This window comes from Gordonia sp. 852002-51296_SCH5728562-b, from assembly GCF_001665475.1.
Lineage (GTDB): Bacteria > Actinomycetota > Actinomycetes > Mycobacteriales > Mycobacteriaceae > Gordonia > Gordonia sputi.
The window spans coordinates 18732-39835 of the sequence record NZ_LZMI01000063.1 but is presented as its reverse complement, the minus strand read 5'-3'; the positions used below and the strand labels follow the sequence as shown (position 1 = coordinate 39835).

The window sequence follows — 21104 nt, the reverse complement described above, 5'->3', positions numbered from 1 at the left end:
AGCCGACTGTGACCTCCTCAACGCCCTCCGCATCCGCGACCCCCGAGGTGGACGGCGAGGCCCGCGCGGCGCTCGCGCGACTCGTCGCCGAACTGTCGGTGGTGCACGGCAAGGTGACGTTGTCGTCGGGACGTGAAGCCGACTACTACGTCGACCTGCGACGCGCCACGCTGCATCACGAGGCGTCGCCGTTGATCGGCAAGCTCATGCGGCAGCTCACCGCCGACTGGGGATACCAGGCGGTCGGCGGACTGACCTTGGGTGCCGACCCGGTTGCGACCGCGATCATGCACGCCCCGGGACGTCCCATCGACGCATTCGTGGTGCGCAAGGCCGCCAAGGCACACGGCATGCAGCGTCAGGTGGAGGGCCCCGACATCGAAGGCAAAGCGGTGCTGATCGTCGAGGACACCAGCACCACGGGTAATTCGCCTGCAACCGCTGTGGCGGCGGCGCGTGAGGCCGGAGCGGTCGTGGTGGGTGTCGCGACCGTCGTCGACCGTGCTACCGGAGCTGACGACGTGATCACGAAACTCGGTGTGCCGTACCGATCTCTGCTCGGCCTCGCCGACATCGGGCTTGCCTGAGGCGATGTCGACCGGCGGCACGTCGCCTGAGGGAACTGGTGCACCCGACGGATCGGACGTACCCGGACCCACCGAATGGCAGGCGAGACCCGCCGTCGGAGTGGGACCGTGGGACGTCGAACGGGATGGTCCGTTACCCGACGATCCGCGCTACGACCCGGAGTTGCTCGCCGAGGGCGACACCCGGAATGTCGTTGATGCATACCGGTATTGGCGTCGTGAGGCGATCGTCGACGACATCGATGCACGCCGACACCCGTTTCATGTGGCCATCGAGAACTTCGCGCACGACGCCAACATCGGGACCGTGGTGCGGACCGCGAACGCGTTTGCCGCGTCGGCGGTGCACATCGTCGGACGACGCCGCTGGAATCGTCGCGGAGCAATGGTGACAGACCGCTATCAGCATCTGCAGCACCATGATTCAGTGTCGGAGCTGATGACCTGGGCGCGCGAGAACGGTCTCGCAGTGGTCGCCGTCGACAACACTCCTGGCTCGGTACCGCTCGAAACCGCCGATCTCCCACGCGAATGCGTACTGCTCTTCGGTCAGGAGGGGCCAGGCGTCAGTGACGACGCGCAAGCGCAGGCGGATCTGACGGTGTCGATCGCGCAGTTCGGATCGACGCGAAGCATCAATGCGGGGGTGGCCGCCGGGATCGCGATGCACGCATGGATTCGGCAGCACGCCGACCTTGACGACGCGTGGTGACGCTCGGCGTCAGACGTTGTCGGGGGAGTGCGGATCGGCTGCAGCCGTCGCCTCGGAGGTCGCGACAGCATCGGTGGCAACCTTTTTCGCGGCGCGACGTCGGCGATACCACTCGATGAGCATCGGAGCGATCGACAGGATCACGATCAGGATGAAGATCGGCTCGATGAGCTTCTGCACCACCTCGAACCGGCCGAGCCAGTAGCCGAGCAGAACGATGCCGGCGCCCCAGACGATGGCTCCGATCACGTTGTAGAGCGCGAACACCGACCACCTCATGCGCGCGGCACCGGCGACGATCGGCGCGATGGTGCGCACGATGGGCACGAAGCGGGCCAGGAAGATGGTGATCGGGCCGTGCTTCTCGAAGAACTCCTGCGCCTCGATCAGGTAGCGCTCCTTGAGGAACCGGGCGTCGGGTTTGAACATCTCGGTCCCGATGAACCGGCCGATCCAATACCCCACCTGACCACCGAGGATCGCGGCGATCGGCACGAAGACCAACAGCTGCCACAGCGACGCGAACTGGTCGATGCCGTCCTTACCGCCTGCCGCGACCACCATGCCCGCGACGAACAGCAACGAGTCACCGGGGAGGACCGGGAACAGCACACCCGACTCGATGAAGACGACGAGTAGCAGCCCCCAGAACGCCCAGGCGCCGAACCAGCTCAGCACGTTGATGGGGTCGAGGATGCCGGGGAGAGCGACCACGGTGGTCGTATGGGCAAGCGCGGTGTCGATCACGGGTCACCAGGCTACTTGGCGAAGCTGTGCGAGAGCCAATGAGTGGCTGTCAGGGGGCCGAAGGGCCTCCTGCGGTGTCGGATTTGCGCTGCGCGGCGGCGTCGAATGCGCGCGCTACGCGGCGGCGGCAAATAGCGCTACGCGGCGTCGACCTTCTCTTCGACGACGGGTTGGCGGGAGCGTCGCCAGCGCTTGACGACCTCGGAGATGATCGGGAGCACCGAGACGAACACGATCAGCAGGAAGATCACGTCGACGTTGTCGCGAATGAACGAGATCTGGCCGAGGAAGTAGCCCAGGAGCGTCACGCCTGCACCCCAGACGACGGCGCCGATCGCGTTGTAGGCGAGGAACGTCGAGTAGCGCATCTTCGCAGCTCCGGCGACCAGTGGTGCGTAGGTGCGCACGATCGGCACGAAGCGCGCCAGGAAGATGGTGATGGGTCCGTGCTTCTCGAAGAAGTCATGCGCCTCGACGATGTAGGACTGCTTCAAGATGCGCGCGTCCGGCTTGAACAGGGAGTATCCGAGTCTGTTGCCGATGAGATAGCCGACCTGATCGCCGAGGAACGCCGCGATCGGAATGGTGACCAGGAGCACCCAGAGTGGCGCGAACGGCTCGATGTCGGCCGACTTCGCGGCCACGATCAGCCCCGCGGTGAACAACAGTGAGTCGCCCGGGAGTAGCGGGAAGAGCAGTCCTGACTCGATGAAGACCACCAACAGCAGTCCGGCGAGAATCCACGTGCCGAACGAGTTCAGCAGGTTGACCGGATCGAGGAAGCCGGGGAGCAGGGCGAGGTCGGTCGTTGCAGCGAGAGCAGGGGCTGTGGCGTCGAAAACAGAGGCGGTCACGGCTCCGAGGGTAGCGGAATCGGACAAAACACCCCATTCGCGTGTTGTCAGGCGTCGAACCGGAGGCTTCGCCCCAGGTGAGAGCGTCTTGCACACGCTGGAGTGGCACTTGCCATACTGAGAGGGACTCAACAGAGCTCGAAGTGTGAGATCCCACCCGGTTGGAGGACGTGACATGCCCATTGCAACCCCAGAGCAGTACGCCGAGATGTTCGCGAAGGCGAAGGAGGGTGGCTACGCATTTCCCGCGATCAACTGCACCTCGTCGTCGACGATCAACGCGGCCATCAAGGGTTTTGCCGATGCCGGGAGTGACGGCATCATCCAGTTCTCCACCGGTGGGGCGGAGTTCGGCTCGGGCCTCGGCGTCAAGGACATGGTGACCGGTGCGGTTGCGCTCGCCGAGTTCGCGCACGTGGTGGCAGCCAAGTACGACGTGACGATCGCGCTGCACACTGACCACTGTCCCAAGGACAAGCTCGACACCTACGTGCGTCCGCTGCTCGCCATCTCTCAGGAGCGCGTCGACGCCGGAAAGAATCCGCTGTTCCAGTCGCATATGTGGGACGGCAGCGCTGTGCCGATCGACGAGAACCTCGAGATCGCGCAGGAACTGCTCGTCAAGGCGGCTGCGGCGAAGATCATCCTCGAGGTCGAGATCGGCGTCGTCGGTGGTGAAGAAGACGGTGTCGAGGCGGAGATCAACGACAAGCTCTACACCTCGGCCGAGGACTTCGAGAAGACCGTCGACGCGCTCGGCGCAGGTGAGAAGGGCAAGTACCTGCTCGCCGCCACCTTCGGCAACGTGCACGGCGTCTACAAGCCGGGCAACGTGAAGCTGCGCCCCGACGTGCTCAAGCTGGGCCAGGACGTCGCGAGCAAGAAGCTCGGTCTGCCTGAGGGCTCCAAGCCGTTCGACTTCGTGTTCCACGGCGGATCGGGCTCGCTCAAGAGCGAGATCGAGGAAGCGCTCACGTACGGCGTCGTCAAGATGAACGTCGACACCGACACCCAGTACGCCTACACCCGACCGATCGCCGGGCACATGTTCAGCAACTACGACGGCGTGCTGAAGGTCGACGGCGAGGTCGGCAACAAGAAGGCCTACGACCCGCGCGTCTGGTCGAAGAAGGCTGAGACCAACATGTCCGAGCGCGTTGTCGAGGCATGCGACGACCTGAAGTCGAACGGCAAGTCGATCAGCGCCTGACGTTTCACGCCTGAACTTCGCACGCAGACCACCGCGCGCCCCCTCTCGGTTCGGGAGGGGGCGCGCGGTGCTTGTGTCGGAATGGCGGGAAAAGGGCGTGCTGGGTCGCGAGTTGCGGTTGCCCAGAGGCGCGGTATCCGAGCGCCTGGGCAACCGCAACAACGGGGCCTACGCGCTCAGTGCGCTCAGGACCAGATCAACCCGATGGCGACGGTCAAGGCCAACGCGGCCATGGCGATCGCCGCGCAGATCACTGCGGGGTCGGCTCGACGTTGCACCCGGACCCGCTGAGAGTGGACGCTCCGGGGAGCGGGGCGTCGTACAGGGACGTCGAGTTGCTTCGGATGGCCGAACGGTGTGGCGCCCGGCGCGTCGGCTGCCGGGACATAGGAGCGTCGCGCTGGTCGGGGCGTAACCCGCAGCGGCTGGGTCGTCGGACGGTGGACCGGCGCATGCCCACCCGGCACCCACCCTGTGCCGGGAATGTCGTCGCGTAGGGGACCTGGCGCCCTGCGACCGGTCACCGCGGCGTGCAGACCTTCCAGTCGCTGCCATCCTTCTGGAGATTGATGGTGACGGTCTGAGGCTCGTTGGGGTTGCTGGTTTGGTAGGCAGTCACCTCGACGACCGCCTTTGCCCCGTCGTCGGTCACCTTCGACGCCTTGATGTCTCCGGTGCGGACCAACTCGTTGCGCGCCTTCTGTGCCGAGTAGATCTTCTGGAAATCAGCGTCGGAGATGTTGGTGTAGAACTGATTCTCCTGACCGCACGTCACTGAGCGCAGCGTCGAGAGGTCGCCGTTGTAGAGGGCGGTGGAGAACTTCGACGCTGCGTCGGCAGCCTGGTCGGCTGCAGGCTTGGCGCGCGATGCGATAACGCCCCACACAACTCCCACGACGACCAGCGCCAGGACGACGAGCGCGCCGACCGTCAGCAGCAGACGACGGCTGGAGCCTTCCTTGCTCTTCGCAGTGGTCGTCGTCGACGTTCCGGCAGGTGGAATCACCTGTGGCTGGTGCGGCGTGGTCGACCAACCGGTCGACGTCGTGGGACGAGCCGTCGACGTTTGCGCAGTCTTCGCTGTGGACCCTGCTGCTGCAGCCGCTCCGACCGCGGCAGCTCCTGCGGCAGCCGCGCCACCGGCAACTGCGGCGCCCTTGCCGATGTTCACCTTGTCGGTGGTGCCCGTGTCGTCGGTGGTGGCTGTGTCTGTAGTGGCGCTGTCTGTCGGGGCGTCGGGCTTCTGTGCCTTCAGCGCGACGGTCTGCGCCTCGCCGTCGATGTGGCCTTCATCGTCAGCGGGTTCTTCGTCGGTGAGTTCCTCGTCGACAGACTCTTCGTCAACGCCCTCTTCATCGACAGAAGCGCTGTCGTCTTCTGTGGCTTCCGCGTCGGCCGACTCGTCGCTGTCGGTGCTCTCGGCGTCGGTTTCGGCCTCGGCCTCGGTCTCAGCCTCGGTCGCGGGCTCAGCCTCGGTCGCGGTCGATGTGTCGTCGACGTCGGCGGGTTCGACCTCGTCTTCGGCGCCTGTCTCGTCGTCGACGTCCGCGGCGTCGGACTCCGAAGTGGCTTCAGGCTCGGAAGTGGCGTCAGACTCGGAAGTAGTTGCAGCCGTAGGTGTTTCGTCGACGGGTTCGTCGTCGACGCTCAGGTCGCCCGCGTCCGTGGTCGCTTCGAAGGCTTCGAGGCGAGCTTCGGCGTCTTCCTTCTCGTGCTCGGTCTCGGCGGCGTCGACGGCTTCGGGATCGGCGGCATCGAGCTTCGCTTCGGACTCCGCCTCGGCACGGTCGGCAGCGATGGCGTCTGCGGTGTCGTCGGCGTCTTCGATCTCGGCGGCAGACGACTCGTCAGCGGCAGGGAACTCCGTGGCGTCGTCGGTTGCCTCGTCGCCCGCTTCCTCGTCCCCGACTGTATCTTCTGCTGCCTTCTCGTCGGTGTCGGTGTCGGTGTCGGTGTCGTCCGTATCGTGCGCCGCTACGGCAGCCGCGCCTGCGACTCCCGCTGCGACCGCGCCCGCCGCCGCGATCTTCCCCGCGTTGCCCTGACCGGCCTCTTCCGCGCTTTCTGTCTTCTCGGCGCCGCCGGCCTCTTCTGCCCTGTCTGTTTCCTCTGCGCTGTCTGTTTCCTCTGCGCTGTCCGTTTTCGCGGCACTGTCGGTCTCTTCGGTGCTGCCGGGCTCTTGAGTGCTGGCGGCGGACTCCTCAGCGGAGTCGGTGCCCGTGATGTCGACGTCGTCGAGGTCGGGCATGTCGCTGGTATCCGGCAGGTCGTCGCGCTTGATCACCCTGGTGTCGGTGGCGCTCGGCGACGCCGTGCCGGCAACCTTCACGACCGCGGGCTTGTGACCCTTGTCGTCCGAACCCTTGTCGTCCGAACTCGCGGCGTCGGAACTGTCGGTGTCAGTTGCTTCGGCTGCTTTGGCGTCGTCGGCCTCGGTGCCGCCCGCGAGGGGATCGATGTCGTCGAGGTCGTCGAGCGTGCTGGGATCGGGAAGCTGATCCCGCGAGATCACCTTTGTCGCGGAGTCGATGCCTCGACCTCCACGGGGCTTCGGGCCACTCGGGCGTGAATCCGTCCCCTGTGCGCCGCCGGCGCCCACCTCATCGACCTGAGACTTGTCCACAGATGATCCCGATTCCCCCGTTTGTGTATCCGTGACTGTTGTTGCCTCGGCGCCCGCCGATTCCTTCTTGCCCGCAGTCTCGCTCTTGCCCGCTGTCTCGCTGCGCGTCGACGTCCTCGCAGTGGACGCGGCCGGTGCTGAGTTCTTGGTCGGCGACGAGTAGGTCCGGCTCGACGTCCCCTCCAGACGTTCGGCGGCCTTCTTGCGTATCACCGAGAAGGCTTTGGTGACAGCCGATTTCCGATCACCGGATTGAGGCATCGTCGATCACCATTCCTTCCTCGAGCAAGTGGATTCTGCCGCGCATCGCGGCGTCGTGGTCGTGCAGCGACCAAGTGCGCCATTCACCCTAGCGAATCGTCGTTGTCACGGGCATCCGGGCAGGGGATGAGCATCTGCGCAGACTACTACCGCCGGGCAGATGTCGCGGGGGCGTCGAGCGGCCGTGCCCCGACCGGCTCGGCGGGTCGACCGAAGCGGACACGGTGTCGTGGCTCGATGCTTGAATAGGGGTGTGACTTCCTTTGGAGACTTGCTGGGCCCGCAACCGACACTCCTCCCAGGAGACGACGAGGCCGAATCGGATCTGCTCAACGGCGCATCGCCCGCTGCTGTAGCCGCCGAACATCCCACGGCGTCGATCGCCTGGGCATATCTGGCGGAAGGTGCGTTGACTGCGGGTGGTGTCGGAGCCGACGGTGAGCCCGCAGGTGAACAAACGCCTGACGTCGACGCCGTGATCGCCGCCTACGCCTACGCGCGCACCGGGTACCACCGCGGGCTCGACCAACTGCGCCGCAACGGGTGGAAGGGATTCGGACCCGTTCCGTGGTCGCATGAGGGCAACCAGGGCTTCCTGCGCTGCGTCGGCGCGTTGGCCAGAGCTGCTCGAGTCGTCGGTGAGCGCGACGAGTACCTGCGCTGCCTCGACCTCCTGAACGAAAGCGACCCGACCGCGGCAGAACAACTCGGCCTGGTGTGACCGCAACGCTGCGTGCACGGGTCAGCGCCAGGGTCAACGCGCTCCCGCGCCCCCTGCGCACCCGCATTCGGCGGCTGTACCTTTCTCTGCAACCGATCGTGCAATGCTCGATCGCGGCGGGTCTGGCGTGGTGGATCGCTCTCGACCTACTGCATCACTCACGTCCGTTCTTTGCGCCGATCGCGGCTGTCATCTCGCTGGGGCTGTCACTCGGTCAGCGGTGGCGGCGCGCCGTCGAACTGGTCGTCGGCGTCTCCATCGGAATCCTGATCGGCGATCTGCTGATCTCGCGGATCGGCTCGGGGACCTGGCAGATCATGGTCGTCGTCGCACTCGCGATGGCGACAGCGGTGTTCCTCGACGACGGCCCGCTGATCCCGATGCAGGCGGCGTCGTCGGCCGTGCTGGTCGCGACGCTCCTGCCGCCTGGTCAGGCGGGCGGCTACTACCGCGCGTTCGACGCGCTGATCGGCGGACTTGTCGGCATCACCGTCGGCGCGCTACTTCCAACGAACCCGGCGGCGCGTGGGCGGCGTGATGCGGCCGGGATTCTGGCGACGATGCGCGACGCCGCGAAGACCCTCGCGGCGGGACTGCGTGTGGGCGACCCCGACGTGGTGTTCTCGGCGCTTGAGAGCGCGCGCGGAACACAGGCCGCGATCAACACGATGCGCTCGGACATGGGTGGCGGCAAAGAGATCAGCACCATCTCGCCGCTGTACTGGCGGCAGCGAATACGACTCCAGCGAATCGCCGCGACAGCGGACCCCATCGACAACGGGGTGCGCAACTTCCGGATCGTCGCACGGCGCGCGCTCGGGATGACGCAGCGCGGCGAGAAGCTCCGCCCCGAACTGATCGAGATCATCGACGACCTCGGCGACGCGTTCGAGACGCTGCGTCGAATGATGCTCGCCGACCCCGGCGAATCGCCCGACCCCGCCGACGCCGCGCGGGTACTGCGCACGATCGCGCGCAAGGCTCGCGCGGAGCTCGTCGCCGAGAGTGACATGAGTGAGACCGCGCTGCTGGCAGAGATACGTTCGCTGCTGATCGACCTGCTGATGGTGTGTGGTCTTCGACGCTCCTCCGCGCAGGCGACGCTGCGCTGAGCGTCAGGCCTTGCCGTCGATCGCGCGCTGCCCCAGAGCGAAGATCGGCACCGACACCGCGACGCAGCCGATCGCGCCGTCGACCCCGATCAGTGCGCTCGCCCCGGCCGCGGCGACGACGATGAGACAGACGCCGAGCGCGATGCGCGGGACCAGCCGAAGGCGGCGTCGTGCTTTCGGCGACATCCAGCGTCCCCACACGCCACCGATCACCGCGAGCGCGACAACGCCGAGCAGTACGCCTGCGGCGGGACCCGCGAATGCGGCGCCCCAGTGATAGCCGACGGCCACCGCCGCGGACCAGAGTGCGACCTCGACAGCGAAGACCAGCGCTCCCCAGGTGTAATCGCGCATGCCGGACAGTGGGCGAACTTCGACGCCGTGCTGTCCAGCACTTTCGAGAGCGGTGCTCTTGTTCATGCTTTGAGTGTGCGCCTGTGTGACTGAAAAACAAGAGCAGTGATCTCGTTTCGCCTGAAACGGCCTAGAAGTAGAGATTTAGGCGACCCTAACCCTTGTCATATATGCGAAAACATGCATATATTGGCGAGACCATGGGTCACTCGCATACACACACGCACTCACACGGCGCCGGCGCCGGCGCCGCGACGTCGAATCGGCGGATCTGGCCGATGGCCATCGCCGTGGTGATGATCGGGACGTACTTCGTCGTCGAGCTCAGCGTCGGAATCGCAGTCAACTCGCTGGCCTTGATCGCCGACGCCGGGCACATGCTGACCGACGTCGTCGCACTGTTGATGGGTCTTGTCGCTCTGTTGCTCGCGCGCCACGGATCGACGACGGCCGAGCGGAGCTTCGGGTGGCACCGCGCCGAGGTCTTCACCGCGGTGGCCAATGCGGTGCTGCTGATCGGTGTTGCCGTCTTCGTGTTGTACGAGGCGATTCGACGCATCGGCTCTGATCCGGAAGTGCCCGGGCTGACGCTCATCGTGGTGGCGTTGGTCGGCCTGGCCGTCAACGTCGCGATGATGCTGCTGCTGCGTGCCGACTCCAAGGAGTCGATCGCGGTGCGCGGCGCGTACATGGAGGTATTGGCCGACGCCGTCGGAAGCGTCGGCGTGTTGGTCGCGGGCATCGTGACGATGACAACAGGTTGGGGCTATGCCGATATCGTGGTCGCGGTCCTGATCGCGATCTGGGTGGTACCCCGCGCGGTGCGTCTGGCCCGCGATGCCCTGCGCATTCTCAACCAGCAGGCACCCGACCACATCGACGTCGACGCTCTCGAGCACGAGCTCGCCGCTATCCCCGAGGTCCACGACGTCCACGACCTGCACGTCTGGTCACTGACCACCGGAATGGACGTCGCGACAGTGCATCTGGCGAGCAACTGTCCCAACGACGAGGTGCTCCCGCAGGCGCGCGCCGTGCTGGCCCGTCACGGCCTCACCCACGCCACGATTCAGGTCGATCCGGACCAAGCGGGCAAACGCTGCCGCGACGATATGGGCTGGTAACGCGACACACTCGATCGCGTCGCCCGTACGCCACCTTGGTGGGCTATCTTCACAGCCGTGAGACGTCGGGGGTTCATGACCTTCTTGGCTGCAGGGTTAGTCACTGCACTCGGGGGATGCGCGACAGCGCGTGTCGATGCGACGGCGCCGACGGCGTTGCCGTCGACCAACCCGATGTCGCCGACTCCGAAACCGGTTGCGCAGACACAGGTTCCGCAGGTGCCACCACCCGACGTCGCGCGCAAGGTTCCGATCCCCGCGGGAACACTGACCGGATTGCCCGGTACGGGAAGACATCTCGCGCTGACCGACGACGACGGCGCTAGTTCCGAGGTCGTCGGAGCGTACATCCGATTCGCGCGCGACACCGGCGCCCGGTTCACCTTCTTCGTCACCGGCGGCTTCGACTCCTGGACCGACCACAAAGCCGAGCTACGGCCGCTCGTCGAATCCGGTCAGATCCAACTCGGCAACCACACGTGGACCCACGCCGATCTCAAGTCGTTGTCGACCGAGGGCGTCGCCGATGAGCTGTCGCGGTGTAAGCGATTCCTGCGCAACATATTCGGCGTCGACGGCACTCCGTTCTTTCGCCCGCCGTACGGCTACCACAACGAGACGGTCGACGCCGTGGCCGCCGACCTCGGATACACGACACCCGTGCTGTGGTTCGGGTCGCTCTCGGACTCGGGATTGATCACCGAGCGCTACCTGGTGCAGTGTGCGCGGCAGTACTTCCATCCGCAGACCGTGATCATCGGCCACGCCAACCATCCGCCGGTGACCCACGTGTATCCGACGCTGGTGGAGATCATCCGCGAGCGTCGACTCAACATGGTCACGCTCGACGACTACTTCGTCACGCGCAGGGCGTGAATTGCGGAGCGGCCCGCCGGGGCTGCCAGAACATCAAGTCCGTCGGTAGATCACGTCCGCCAGAACATGAAGACGTTCCAGCCCTGGATCGCGAGATTCGATGGCACGCCGGACAATTCGAACAGCCAGCGGATGAGGTCGAAGAAGGCGGCGTTCAGTTGGGGAATGAACAGTAGCGCGAACACGATCAGGAATCCGTAGGGTGCGATCTTGGCGGCGTTCGCGCGTGCCTGCTGCGACAGGTACGGCTCGATGGCGTTGTAGCCGTCGAAACCCGGCATCGGAATCAGGTTCAGCACGGCCGCGGTGATCTGCAAGAAGGCGAGCATCGCCAGTGCCGCCCACAGATTGATGCCGTCGACGGCGAGAATCATCCCCGACATCAGGCCCGAGTGGAGGGGGATGTAGGCGTCGGGTGCCGCGATCCGGATGACGAGCAACAGGATCGCCGCGAGCAGGATGTTCATCGCGGGCCCTGCGAGTGAAACCAGCGTCTTCTGGCGGTTGGTCATGCCGCGTTCGTCGAGATATACAGCGCCGCCGGGGAATCCGATACCGCCGAGCAGGATGATCAACAGCGGTAGGCCGAGTGACAGCCCCGGATGCGTGTAGCGCATCGGATTGAGCGTGAGGTAGCCGCGCAGTTCGGCATTGCGATCGCCGAACCGGAACGCTGTGACGGCGTGGCCGAATTCGTGCAGGCACAGTGAGATGACCCAGCCGGCGAGCACCAACAGCAGGGTGCCGCCGATCGACGTCGCGTTGCGGCCGGGGTCCGAGACCGCGCACATCCAGCCACCGAGCACGGCGACGGCGATGAACGCGAAGAACAACCAGCCCGGTCGTATCGCGCGGGCGATCTCGCCGGGACGGGGATGCTTCGGCCGATCTGCGGCCCATGCATTCTCTGTCATGAGTGCACCGTCATGGGTGGACCAGCTTCCAGTCGATATGATGGCGGTAGAACGTCGACCGCTTCACGGTCCGCTCGGTCAGCACACCTTCACGCTCGACGACGAGATTGCTTCCGCCGGTCTGCGCCGCGCGCCCGACGTGCCAGGCGCCCGGCCGGAGCGGACGTTCGACGCGCGCGCGTACGCCCGGTGCCTCACGGGTCGGTTCGATCCGCACGCCGCGTACCGAACCGGTGAACAGTCGGGCGTCGTCGACGTAGCTCTCGCCGTGCAGCTTTGCGCCCTCGGCGCCGAGGTGACGTGCGCTGCCGACGAGGACGGTGGCGGCGTCGTCGCGGATCAGTGGTAGGGCGTGAGCGTCGCCGTCGCGGGCGAGGTCGACGGCCGCCTGTCCGTGCGGTAGGCCGTAGCGCCGGGTTGCCGGGGTGGCGTAGCTCGGCGTGTAGGCGACCTCGACGTCGAGTCGTTCGGAGATCATCAGGATCGCCACCACCTCGGCGAGCAGCACGTCGGGGTATGCGCAGTCGCCGGGTTCGACGATCAGCCGGCTCGGTGCGTCGGAAAGCGCGCCTTCGACGACTCGCCGTACCGCCTTGCGGGTCGGTGGCGACTGCCGGGCGTCGTCGACGATCACCGTCGACGACGAGATAACTGCATGGGACACGCCGACGAGCGTAGTCGGGCCGCAACGTCGATGTCGGGGCGTCGGCCAAGGGTTCTGCCCGGTCAGCAAGTAGGGTAGGTCCGTTACGGCGCGTTCCGCATGCGCGCGGCTAAGGAGTAGGGGACATGGCAGCGATCGTGCTTATCGGCGCCCAATGGGGCGACGAGGGCAAGGGCAAGGCGACCGATCTACTCGGCGAGAAGCTGCAGTGGGTCGTCCGCTACCAGGGCGGCAACAACGCGGGTCACACCGTCGTTCTCCCGAATGGTGAGACGTTCGCCCTGCACCTGATCCCCTCGGGCATCCTCACGCCGGGCGTCAACAACGTCATCGGCAACGGCGTCGTCGTCGACCCCGGGGTTCTGCTCACCGAGCTGAGCGGCCTCGAGGACCGCGACGTCGACACCACCGGCCTGATGATCTCGGCCGACGCGCACCTGCTGATGCCCTATCACGTGGCGATCGACAAGGTCACCGAGCGGTTCCTCGGAAACAAGAAGATCGGCACGACGGGCCGCGGCATCGGGCCCTGCTACCAAGACAAGATCGCGCGCGTCGGCGTGCGTGCGGCCGACGTCCTCGACGAGAAGATCTTCGCGCAGAAGGTCGAGGCCGCGCTCGAACTCAAGAACCAGATCCTGGTCAAGATCTACAACCGTCGCGCACTCGAACCCGCGCAGGTCGTCGACGAGGTCCTCACCCAGGCCGAGGGCTTCAAGCATCGCATCGCCAATACGCAGCTCCTGCTGAACCAGGCGCTCGAACGTGGCGAGACGGTGCTGCTCGAGGGCTCGCAGGGCACGCTGCTCGACGTCGACCACGGCACGTATCCCTACGTGACGTCGTCGAATCCGACGGCAGGCGGCGCCGCTGTCGGGTCGGGTATCGGACCGAACAAGATCACCACGGTGCTCGGCATTTTGAAGGCCTACACCACGCGCGTCGGCTCGGGTCCGTTCCCGACCGAGTTGTTCGACGAGTGGGGCGAGTACCTCGCGAAGACCGGCGGCGAGGTCGGTGTGACCACCGGCCGCGCCCGCCGTTGCGGTTGGTTCGACGCCGTGATCGCCCGCTACGCGACGCGCATCAACGGCATCACCGACTACTTCCTGACCAAGCTCGACGTGCTCTCCAGCCTCGACCGCGTCCCGATCTGCGTGGCCTATGAGGTCGACGGCGAGCGCGTCGACGAGATGCCGATGACCCAGACCGGCTTCCATCACGCCAAGCCGGTCTACGAGTACATGCCCGGCTGGTGGGAGGACATCTCACAGTGCAAGACGTTCGACGACCTGCCGAAGACCGCCCAGGACTACGTGTTGCGGCTCGAGGAGCTCTCGGGTGCGCACATCTCGTGCATCGGCGTCGGCCCCGGCCGTGACCAGACGATCGTCCGTCGGGCCATCATCTGACGAGCGCGGGTGAGCAGAAGAGCCGGACTGTGCGGAATCCGTCACCAACGGACGCGGGTTTCGCCGAAAAGTGAACTGCTTGAGTGAGAATGTTGCGGATTCCGCAACGTAAGCGCCCTAGAATTGTCGATTCACTCAGCGCGCGACCTCGTCGACTACTACATTCGTAGATGAAGTCGGCCGAGCGGCCGTGCGTGCAGACGAGGAGAATCGCAATGAGCTTGTACCAAGTCGTCGACCCCGCGACCGGCGACGTCGTCAAGGAGTACCCGACCGCCACCGATGAGCAGGTCGAGGCGGCGATCACCGCGGCGTCGGATGCGTTCACGACGTGGTCGAAGAACTCGACGGTCGCCGAGCGGGCCGCACTGATCCGACGCGTCGGCGAACTGCACACCGAGCGCAAGGACGAGCTGGCCAAGATCATCGTCCGCGAGATGGGCAAGCCGTACGACCAGTCCGTCGGCGAGGTCGAGTTCAGCGCCGCGATCTACGAGTACTACGCCGACAATGCCGAGAAGTTCCTCGCAGACGAGCCGATCGCGCTGCTCGAGGGCGAGGGGTCGGCGTTCATTCGACGCAGCGCTGTCGGTGTGCTGCTCGGCATCATGCCGTGGAACTACCCCTACTATCAGGTCGCGCGTTTCGCCGGTCCAAACCTGGTGCTGGGCAACACAATTGTGCTCAAACACGCCCCGCAGTGCCCCGAATCGGCTGCCGCTCTGCAACAGATCTTCCTCGACGCCGGGTACCCGGCCGGCGCGTACGTGAACGTCTACGCCACCAATGAGCAGATCGCCGAGGCGATCGCCGACCCGCGTGTGCAGGGGGTCTCGCTGACCGGATCGGAGCGCGCAGGTGCTGCCGTCGCAGAGGTCGCGGGTCGCAACCTGAAGAAGGTCGTCCTCGAACTCGGCGGGTCGGATCCGTTCATCCTGCTGTCCACCGACGACCTCGACGCAACGGTGTCGGCCGCGATCGACGGACGATTCGAGAACACCGGACAGGCGTGCAACGCCGCGAAGCGCTTCATCGTCGACGAGAGCGTCTACGACGACTTCATCGTCAAGTTCACCGAGAAGGTCAAGGCCGCAGGGGAGGGGCTGGCTCCGCTCTCGTCGGTTGCTGCCGCCGAGCGTCTCGAGGAGCAGGTGAACTCGGTGGTTGCCACCGGTGCGAGCCTCGAATCGGCAGGAGAACGCAAGGGTGCCTACTTCCCGCCCGGCGTGCTGACCGGCGTCGACCCCGACTCGATCGTCGCCAAGCAGGAGCTGTTCGGCCCGATCGCGACCGTCTACAAGGTCTCGGGTGAAGACGCCGCCGTCGCACTGGCCAACGACACTCCCTTCGGTCTGGGGTCGTACGTCTTCACCACCGATGCCGACCAGGCGCTACGCGTCGCCGACAAGATCGAGGCCGGGATGGTCTTCGTCAACGCCGTCGGCGCCGAGGGGGCGGAGTTGCCGTTCGGTGGCGTGAAGCGTTCGGGCTTCGGTCGCGAACTCGGACGTTTCGGCATCGACGAGTTCGTCAACAAGAAGATGATCCGGATCAGCTGACTCGCTGCCTGTGACACAGTAGGTGGATGATCCGCGGCAGGGGGGAACGCGACTACGGCTCGGTCCTGCTCGGGTCGGCGAGCGACGGTCCGACCAAACGGCGCGTTCGTATCCAGACGATCCTCACCGGGTCCATCGTCCTCTCCAATTTCGTCGGTGCTGTCGTCACCATCTCGCTGTCGTCCGTCGGCATCCCCGAACCGTCGACGTTCGCGCCGGAGATGTGGTGGATCAACTACATCGCGGTGCCGATCTACGTGGCGCTCGCGTTCGTCATCGGAATCGGTTGGGGTACCTACACCATCACCCGCGACCTGCGGTGGGCGATTCGACGACAGCCACCGACCAAGTCCGACGCACGCCGGACGAGGCGCGTCGCGGGCAGGCTGCTGCGACTACAGGCCGCGCTCTGGCTCGGAGCGGTCGTGATGTTCACCATCATGTACGGGATCCAGAGCCCGATGCTCATCCCGAAGATGTTCTTCGTCATCGGGTTGTCGGGTGCCGTGGTCGTCGGTGTCACGTACCTGTTGATCGAGCTCGCGCTGCGACCGGTATCCGCGGATCTGATCAGTGCGGGTTACCGACGTCGCAAGCGTTCGGGCGTGCTGTCTCGCGCGGTGGTCGCGTGGATCGTCGGGTCGGCGACGCCCATCGTCGGCATCCTGCTTCTGGTGTCATTCGGGGCGTTCCGCAAGGACACCAGCAAGCTCGACCTCTTCGTCGGAGTCTTCGTGCTCGCGGTGATCTCACTCGGTACCGGACTACTCCTGACGTGGCTGACCACGACGAGTGTCACCGGTCCGCTGCGGAGTGTCCGCAACGGGATGAACAAGGTGCAGGCGGGCAATGTCGACGTCGACCTCGTCGTCTACGACGGCACCGAACTCGGCGACCTGCAGGTGGGCTTCAACTCGATGGTCAGTGGCCTGCGTGAGCGCGAGCGGATGCGAGATCTGTTCGGCCGCCACGTGGGTCGTGAGGTGGCCGAAGCGGCGTTGAGCTCCGACCCCGCACTCGGCGGAACCGAACGCACGGTCGCGGCTCTGTTCGTCGACGTGATCGGTTCGACGACGCTGGCCGCGCAACGATCTCCGACGGAGGTGGTCGAGATCTTGAACCGCTTCTTCGCGGTGATCGTGCGGGCCGTCGAGCAACAGCGCGGACTGGTCAACAAGTTCGAGGGCGACGCCGTGCTCGCCATCTTCGGGGCACCGATCGACCTCGACGACGCCGCGGGCGCCGCGCTGTGTACCGCCCGCGAGATCGCTCGGGAACTCGAGCGTCGGGTACCAGAACTCTCCGCGGGCATCGGCGTCGGATTCGGGCCTGCGGTCGCCGGCAACGTCGGGGCGATCGAGCGCTTCGAGTACACGATCATCGGCGACCCGGTCAACGAGAGCGCCCGACTTTCCGAACTCGCCAAGCGAGATCCACGTCGTCCGTTGGCATCCGGGCGAACCGTCGACGTCGCGAACCCACAGGAAGCGGCGCACTGGGAGGAGCAGGAGACGACGTCGCTGCGCGGACGCACCGAGGAGACGCGCGTCTACGCCGCGGTGGTCGACGACTGACCGTTACGCCTCGCGGTCGTTGGTGCCCTCGGCGAAGTCGAGACGACGCAGCGCGGTACGCAGCACCTCGTCGTCGATGTGCCCGGCGTCGCGCTCGTCGATGAAGACCTTTCGTTGGATCGCAAGCATCTTGCTGCGCATGCGGTTTCCGGCTGCCGTCGGACTCTCGCCGATGTCCTCGGGGCCGCGCCCGAGCTCTTCCCATGCCGTATTGCGTTGTGTGGTAATCCATTTGCGCAGCATCGCCACCTGGAGATGTCGCGGGTCGTGATCGCCGATGTCTGATGCCATCGTGTCGAGGTAGGCCTCGGCCTCCCGTGATGCCCGATCCTGTGCTGCTGCGTATGCGAGCCGGTCGGTCGCGTCGTCGTTGTCGCAGACACCGAGACGTCGGATCACCCACGGCAGGCTGACACCCTGGATCAGCAGGGTGCCGACGACCACCACGAAGGTCAGGAACAGAATCTCCGCGCGGGCGGGGAACGGTTCGCCCGACTCCGTTGTCAGGGGGATGGAGAACGCCGCGGCCAGAGAGACGACGCCGCGCATGCCCGACCACCCGACGACGAACAGCCACGACGGTTTGGGCGGAGGTTCTCGTCGTCGAACTCCCGGCAGCAGTCGGGACGCATACGTGAACAGGTACACCCATGCGAAGCGCACAAGGATCGTGGCGATCAGGACCATTGCGGCGTCGAATGCGATGTGGAGCCAGGATTGCCCTGCGAGTCCGCGAATGAGATCGGGCAACTGCAGGCCGATCAGCAGGAAGACGAACGCCTCGAGGAGTGCGTCGATCGATTTGCGGACGGCTTCGTCCTGAAGTCGTGTCGCGTAGCCGACGCGCACCGACCGCTGCCCGATGAACAGCCCCGCGACGACGACGGCGATCACGCCGGAGGTGTGCAGTTCCTCCGCGACGAAGTAGGTCGCGAACGGCACCATGAGCCCGATGGCCGTCTCGATCGTCGGGTCGCTCAGCCAGTCGCGGACGCGAAACACGAGGTAGCCGATCAGCAGGCCGATGACGACACCTCCGATCGCCGCGAGCAGGAACGTCTCGATGCCGTCCCACACCGACGTCGTCGCACCGACCGCGGCAGCGAGTGCCACCCGGAGTGCGGTGAGCGCTGTCGCGTCGTTGAGCAGACTCTCGCCGCCGAGAAGGGTCATGATCCGCCGCGGAAGCCCGACCCTGCGCCCGATCGCCTGGGCAGAGACCGCATCGGGCGGCGCGACGATGGCACCGAGGACCAGCGCGGCGGCCAGCGGCAGATGCGGCACCGACGCGTACGCCACAAGGCCGACGACCACCGCGGTGGCGAGCGGAAGACCGATGGCCAGCATGCCGATGGCACGACGATTCGCGCGGATCTCCTGGTAAGAGCTGTCCTGCGCCGCGGAGTAGAGCAGTGGCGGCAGAATGACGAACAGGACGAAATCGGGGTCGAGTTCGGCCGCCGACAGGCCCGGTATCCACCCGATCGCCAGCCCGGCGAGGACCAGAACCAGGGGCGCCGACAGGTTGTAGTGCCGTGACAGCGCCGCGATCACCACCGACAGCACCCCGACCAGCAGAAGAGAAGCGCTCACTGCGCAAACCTAGCCCGAGTTCGAGACTTTGACGCGATCATCAAGTCGCCGGGTGTCCCCGGCGATGGCGTCGGGGATAATAGGTGGCATGCGTTTGTTCGGTCGATCACGTACCCGTGCCGGTGACCCCCGTGGCGAATCCGGGGGCGTCGAGGCCAGATGTCCGGAGCTCGCGGAGATCGGAATCGACGCGGCAGCCGACCCAGGTCCCGCCCACGGCGACATCAGCGTCTGCGAAGACTGCATGCAACTCGGCGAGCAGCACTGGGCCCATCTGCGTATCTGCCTCGAGTGCGGCCACGTCGGTTGCTGTGATTCGAGCCCGCGTCAGCACGCGACCGCCCATTTCCACGACGTCGGCCACCCCGTCATGCGGTCGGCCGAACCGGGCGAGCGCTGGCGCTGGTGCTACATCCACGAGGTCATGGGTTGACCACGGACTGATGTGTTGAGGCGGCGGTCGGGTGCGCGGGGATGAGTTCGAGTGAATGAGTACCGGGGAGATGGGGCGCGTCGGCGCAAATCCGGCACGTAAGATTGCTCCCATGACCTCGATCAACGGGAGTAGCGCGGACGACCACGCCACCGGCGCGGCGACACCTGATGTGTCGCCCGCGCAGCCGACCGTGGGGCCGCCCGACATCATCGGCACGCCACTGTCGCCGACCGCCACAAGGGTGATGGTGCTCGGCGCCGGAGAACTCGGCAAAGAGCTGATCATCGGCTTCCAGCGATTGGGCGTCGAGGTGATCGCTGTCGACCGCTACCCGGGTGCGCCCGGGCAGCAGGTCGCGCATCACGCCGAGGTGATAGATATGACCGACGGCGATGCGCTGATCGGCCTCGTCGAGAAGTACTCGCCCGCATACGTCGTCCCCGAGATCGAAGCCATCGCCACCGACGCCTTGGCGACCATCGAGCGCCGCGGACTCGCAGAGGTCATCCCCACCGCTTCCGCGGTGATGGCCACGATGAACCGCGAGGGAATTCGACGCCTCGCCGACGAAGAACTGGGCCTGCCCACGTCGCCGTATCTGTTCGCCGGTTCGCACGACGAGCTGACGATTGCCGCCGAACAGGTCGGATACCCGTGCGTGGTGAAGCCGGTGATGTCGTCGTCGGGCAAAGGACAGACCGTGGTTCGCGGTCCGGAGGACATCGACAAGGCGTGGGGGACCGCGACGACCGGCGGACGAGTTGCCGGTGAGCGTGTCATCGTCGAGGGTTTCATCGAGTTCGACTACGAGATCACCCTGCTCACGGTGCGGGCGATCGACCCCGCGACCGGCCGACTGGTGACGCACTTCTGTGCGCCGATCGGGCATCGTCAGGTCAACGGCGACTACGTCGAGAGCTGGCAGCCGCACGAGATGAGTGCCTTCGCGCTGGGTGCCGCGACGTCGATCGCCGCACGTATCGCAACGGCGATGGGCGACGGAAACCTCGGTGGCCGTGGCATTTTCGGCGTCGAACTGTTCGTCAAGGGCGACGACGTGTACTTCTCCGAGGTCTCTCCACGCCCGCACGACACCGGACTCGTCACCATGGCGACGCAGCGACTCTCGGAGTTCGAGATGCATGCCAGAGCGATCCTGGGCCTGCCGGTCGACGTGACGCTCGCGTCGCCGGGGGCGTCGGCCGTCATCTACGGCCAGCTCGACGAGAAGGGGATCGGGTTCGAGTACGTCGCGCAGGCACTTGCGTTGCCCGAGACCGACATTCGACTCTTCGGCAAGCCCGAGAGTTTCCGCCGCCGCAGGATGGGCGTGGTCACCGCAACCGCCGACGACGTCGCCACCGCCCGTGAACGTGCCGTTCGGGCCGCGTCGATCGTCACGCCCGTTCCCGGCAGGCCTGCTCGACGCGGCGTCGTGGTGCCGCTTCGTGCTCCCGGCCCGCCCGCGGCGCCGATACCTCCTGTGGGGCAACGTCCTCAGCCCGCCGCGCAGCGTCCGCCGTCGGCACAGCAGCGCCCGCAGGCGGCAGGGCAGCGCCCTCCAGCAGCACAGCAGCGTCCCGCGGCAGACCAACGTCCGCCCGCGCCGGAACAGCGGCCCGCGGCGGGGGCGCAGCGTCCGCCCGTGGCCGGACAGCGACCGCAGCAGCCCGCGCCTCGCCCGTCGCGCCAACCCGCGCCGCACTCCGCCGCGCCGAATGGTCGCCCGGTGACGCCCGGTCGGTCGTCGAACTAGCTCGAGCTCTCAGCT

General features: G+C 66.2%; 20 protein-coding genes. 12 read left to right on the top strand and 8 right to left on the bottom strand.

Annotation, left to right across the window (positions count from 1 at the left end):
- Positions 1–8 precede the first annotated feature (8 nt).
- Both pyrE and A5766_RS11875 read left to right on the top strand, forming a co-directional pair.
- Complete coding sequence (gene pyrE, locus A5766_RS11880; protein ID WP_005207608.1) at positions 9–587, top strand: orotate phosphoribosyltransferase; 579 nt, start codon at positions 9–11, stop codon at positions 585–587.
- A 4-nt stretch (positions 588–591) separates the two neighbouring features.
- Positions 592–1299 carry a TrmH family RNA methyltransferase gene (locus A5766_RS11875; RefSeq protein ID WP_005207607.1) on the top strand — a complete coding sequence of 236 codons (708 nt, stop codon included), beginning with the start codon at positions 592–594 and terminating at the stop codon, positions 1297–1299.
- Positions 1300–1308: 9 nt separating this feature from the next.
- Here A5766_RS11875 and A5766_RS11870 read toward each other — a convergent pair whose 3' ends face one another.
- Positions 1309–2046 (bottom strand): DedA family protein, encoded by a 738-nt coding sequence (locus A5766_RS11870; RefSeq protein ID WP_005207606.1) that lies wholly within the window; start codon positions 2044–2046, stop codon positions 1309–1311.
- A 137-nt stretch (positions 2047–2183) separates the two neighbouring features.
- Positions 2184–2900 (bottom strand): VTT domain-containing protein, encoded by a 717-nt coding sequence (locus A5766_RS11865; RefSeq protein ID WP_039856338.1) that lies wholly within the window; start codon positions 2898–2900, stop codon positions 2184–2186.
- A gap of 175 nt (positions 2901–3075) precedes the next feature.
- Between A5766_RS11865 and fbaA the strand changes: the two genes are divergently transcribed.
- Positions 3076–4110 carry a class II fructose-bisphosphate aldolase gene (gene fbaA / locus A5766_RS11860; protein WP_005207604.1) on the top strand — a complete coding sequence of 345 codons (1035 nt, stop codon included), beginning with the start codon at positions 3076–3078 and terminating at the stop codon, positions 4108–4110.
- Between the two features lie 185 nt (positions 4111–4295).
- On the opposite strand, the gene A5766_RS11855 is transcribed toward fbaA, so the two are convergent.
- Both A5766_RS11855 and A5766_RS11850 read right to left on the bottom strand, forming a co-directional pair.
- Positions 4296–4634 carry a hypothetical protein gene (locus A5766_RS11855; RefSeq protein ID WP_005207603.1) on the bottom strand — a complete coding sequence of 113 codons (339 nt, stop codon included), beginning with the start codon at positions 4632–4634 and terminating at the stop codon, positions 4296–4298.
- Positions 4631–6994, bottom strand: a complete 2364-nt coding sequence (locus A5766_RS11850) for an Rv0361 family membrane protein (RefSeq protein WP_064904830.1) — start codon at positions 6992–6994, stop codon at positions 4631–4633. Before A5766_RS11850 ends, A5766_RS11855 begins: the two co-directional genes overlap by 4 nt.
- Positions 6995–7247: 253 nt before the next feature.
- Between A5766_RS11850 and A5766_RS11845 the strand changes: the two genes are divergently transcribed.
- Positions 7248–7715, top strand: coding sequence for a DUF3151 domain-containing protein (locus A5766_RS11845; protein ID WP_039856335.1), 468 nt, complete (start codon positions 7248–7250; stop codon positions 7713–7715).
- Positions 7712–8827: an FUSC family protein gene (locus tag A5766_RS11840; protein WP_005207600.1), complete on the top strand. Its 1116-nt coding sequence runs from the start codon at positions 7712–7714 to the stop codon at positions 8825–8827. The genes A5766_RS11845 and A5766_RS11840 overlap by 4 nt, the downstream gene beginning before the upstream one ends.
- Before the next feature lie 3 nt (positions 8828–8830).
- Here A5766_RS11840 and A5766_RS11835 read toward each other — a convergent pair whose 3' ends face one another.
- On the bottom strand, positions 8831–9247 hold the full coding sequence (locus A5766_RS11835) for a DUF2568 domain-containing protein (protein ID WP_005207599.1): 417 nt from the start codon (positions 9245–9247) through the stop codon (positions 8831–8833).
- Positions 9248–9381: 134 nt separating this feature from the next.
- Between A5766_RS11835 and A5766_RS11830 the strand changes: the two genes are divergently transcribed.
- Both A5766_RS11830 and A5766_RS11825 read left to right on the top strand, forming a co-directional pair.
- Positions 9382–10305, top strand: a complete 924-nt coding sequence (locus A5766_RS11830) for a cation diffusion facilitator family transporter (protein WP_064904828.1) — start codon at positions 9382–9384, stop codon at positions 10303–10305.
- Between the two features lie 75 nt (positions 10306–10380).
- Positions 10381–11181: a polysaccharide deacetylase family protein gene (locus tag A5766_RS11825; protein ID WP_064904826.1), complete on the top strand. Its 801-nt coding sequence runs from the start codon at positions 10381–10383 to the stop codon at positions 11179–11181.
- Positions 11182–11231: 50 nt separating this feature from the next.
- On the opposite strand, the gene A5766_RS11820 is transcribed toward A5766_RS11825, so the two are convergent.
- Entirely contained in the window at positions 11232–12095 is an 864-nt protein-coding gene (locus tag A5766_RS11820) for a site-2 protease family protein (RefSeq protein ID WP_005207593.1), read from the bottom strand.
- Between the two features lie 10 nt (positions 12096–12105).
- On the bottom strand, positions 12106–12729 hold the full coding sequence (locus A5766_RS11815; RefSeq protein WP_156527445.1) for a hypothetical protein: 624 nt from the start codon (positions 12727–12729) through the stop codon (positions 12106–12108).
- Positions 12730–12884: 155 nt separating this feature from the next.
- Between A5766_RS11815 and A5766_RS11810 the strand changes: the two genes are divergently transcribed.
- The 3 genes from A5766_RS11810 (at position 12885) to A5766_RS11800 (ending at position 17304) form a co-directional block, all read left to right on the top strand.
- Positions 12885–14171: an adenylosuccinate synthase gene (locus A5766_RS11810; RefSeq protein WP_005207590.1), complete on the top strand. Its 1287-nt coding sequence runs from the start codon at positions 12885–12887 to the stop codon at positions 14169–14171.
- Positions 14172–14386: 215 nt separating this feature from the next.
- Positions 14387–15730: an NAD-dependent succinate-semialdehyde dehydrogenase gene (locus A5766_RS11805; RefSeq protein WP_005207589.1), complete on the top strand. Its 1344-nt coding sequence runs from the start codon at positions 14387–14389 to the stop codon at positions 15728–15730.
- Between the two features lie 26 nt (positions 15731–15756).
- Complete coding sequence (locus tag A5766_RS11800) at positions 15757–17304, top strand: adenylate/guanylate cyclase domain-containing protein (RefSeq protein WP_064904822.1); 1548 nt, start codon at positions 15757–15759, stop codon at positions 17302–17304.
- A 3-nt stretch (positions 17305–17307) separates the two neighbouring features.
- On the opposite strand, the gene A5766_RS11795 is transcribed toward A5766_RS11800, so the two are convergent.
- Entirely contained in the window at positions 17308–18897 is a 1590-nt protein-coding gene (locus tag A5766_RS11795; protein ID WP_005207586.1) for a Na+/H+ antiporter, read from the bottom strand.
- An 88-nt stretch (positions 18898–18985) separates the two neighbouring features.
- On the opposite strand from A5766_RS11795, the gene A5766_RS23875 reads away from it, so the two are divergent.
- Together A5766_RS23875 and purT are read left to right on the top strand one after the other, a co-directional pair.
- Positions 18986–19330 (top strand): UBP-type zinc finger domain-containing protein, encoded by a 345-nt coding sequence (locus A5766_RS23875; RefSeq protein ID WP_082965504.1) that lies wholly within the window; start codon positions 18986–18988, stop codon positions 19328–19330.
- A 112-nt stretch (positions 19331–19442) separates the two neighbouring features.
- Entirely contained in the window at positions 19443–21089 is a 1647-nt protein-coding gene (purT, locus tag A5766_RS11785; RefSeq protein WP_231894626.1) for a formate-dependent phosphoribosylglycinamide formyltransferase, read from the top strand.
- Positions 21090–21104: the final 15 nt, after the last annotated feature.

Bases quoted from the DNA above. Each gene is read 5' to 3' on its own strand.
- A5766_RS11875 (WP_005207607.1), top strand. From the start codon at position 592: ATGTCGACCGGCGGCACGTCGCCTGAGGGAACTGGTGCACCCGACGGA.
- fbaA (WP_005207604.1), top strand. From the start codon at position 3,076: ATGCCCATTGCAACCCCAGAGCAGTACGCCGAGATGTTCGCGAAGGCG.
- A5766_RS11850 (WP_064904830.1), bottom strand. From the start codon at position 6,994: ATGCCTCAATCCGGTGATCGGAAATCGGCTGTCACCAAAGCCTTCTCG.
- A5766_RS11835 (WP_005207599.1), bottom strand. From the start codon at position 9,247: ATGAACAAGAGCACCGCTCTCGAAAGTGCTGGACAGCACGGCGTCGAA.
- A5766_RS11830 (WP_064904828.1), top strand. From the start codon at position 9,382: ATGGGTCACTCGCATACACACACGCACTCACACGGCGCCGGCGCCGGC.
- A5766_RS11825 (WP_064904826.1), top strand. From the start codon at position 10,381: ATGACCTTCTTGGCTGCAGGGTTAGTCACTGCACTCGGGGGATGCGCG.
- A5766_RS11820 (WP_005207593.1), bottom strand. From the start codon at position 12,095: ATGACAGAGAATGCATGGGCCGCAGATCGGCCGAAGCATCCCCGTCCC.
- A5766_RS11810 (WP_005207590.1), top strand. From the start codon at position 12,885: ATGGCAGCGATCGTGCTTATCGGCGCCCAATGGGGCGACGAGGGCAAG.
- A5766_RS11805 (WP_005207589.1), top strand. From the start codon at position 14,387: ATGAGCTTGTACCAAGTCGTCGACCCCGCGACCGGCGACGTCGTCAAG.
- A5766_RS11800 (WP_064904822.1), top strand. From the start codon at position 15,757: ATGATCCGCGGCAGGGGGGAACGCGACTACGGCTCGGTCCTGCTCGGG.
- A5766_RS23875 (WP_082965504.1), top strand. From the start codon at position 18,986: ATGCGTTTGTTCGGTCGATCACGTACCCGTGCCGGTGACCCCCGTGGC.
- purT (WP_231894626.1), top strand. From the start codon at position 19,443: ATGACCTCGATCAACGGGAGTAGCGCGGACGACCACGCCACCGGCGCG.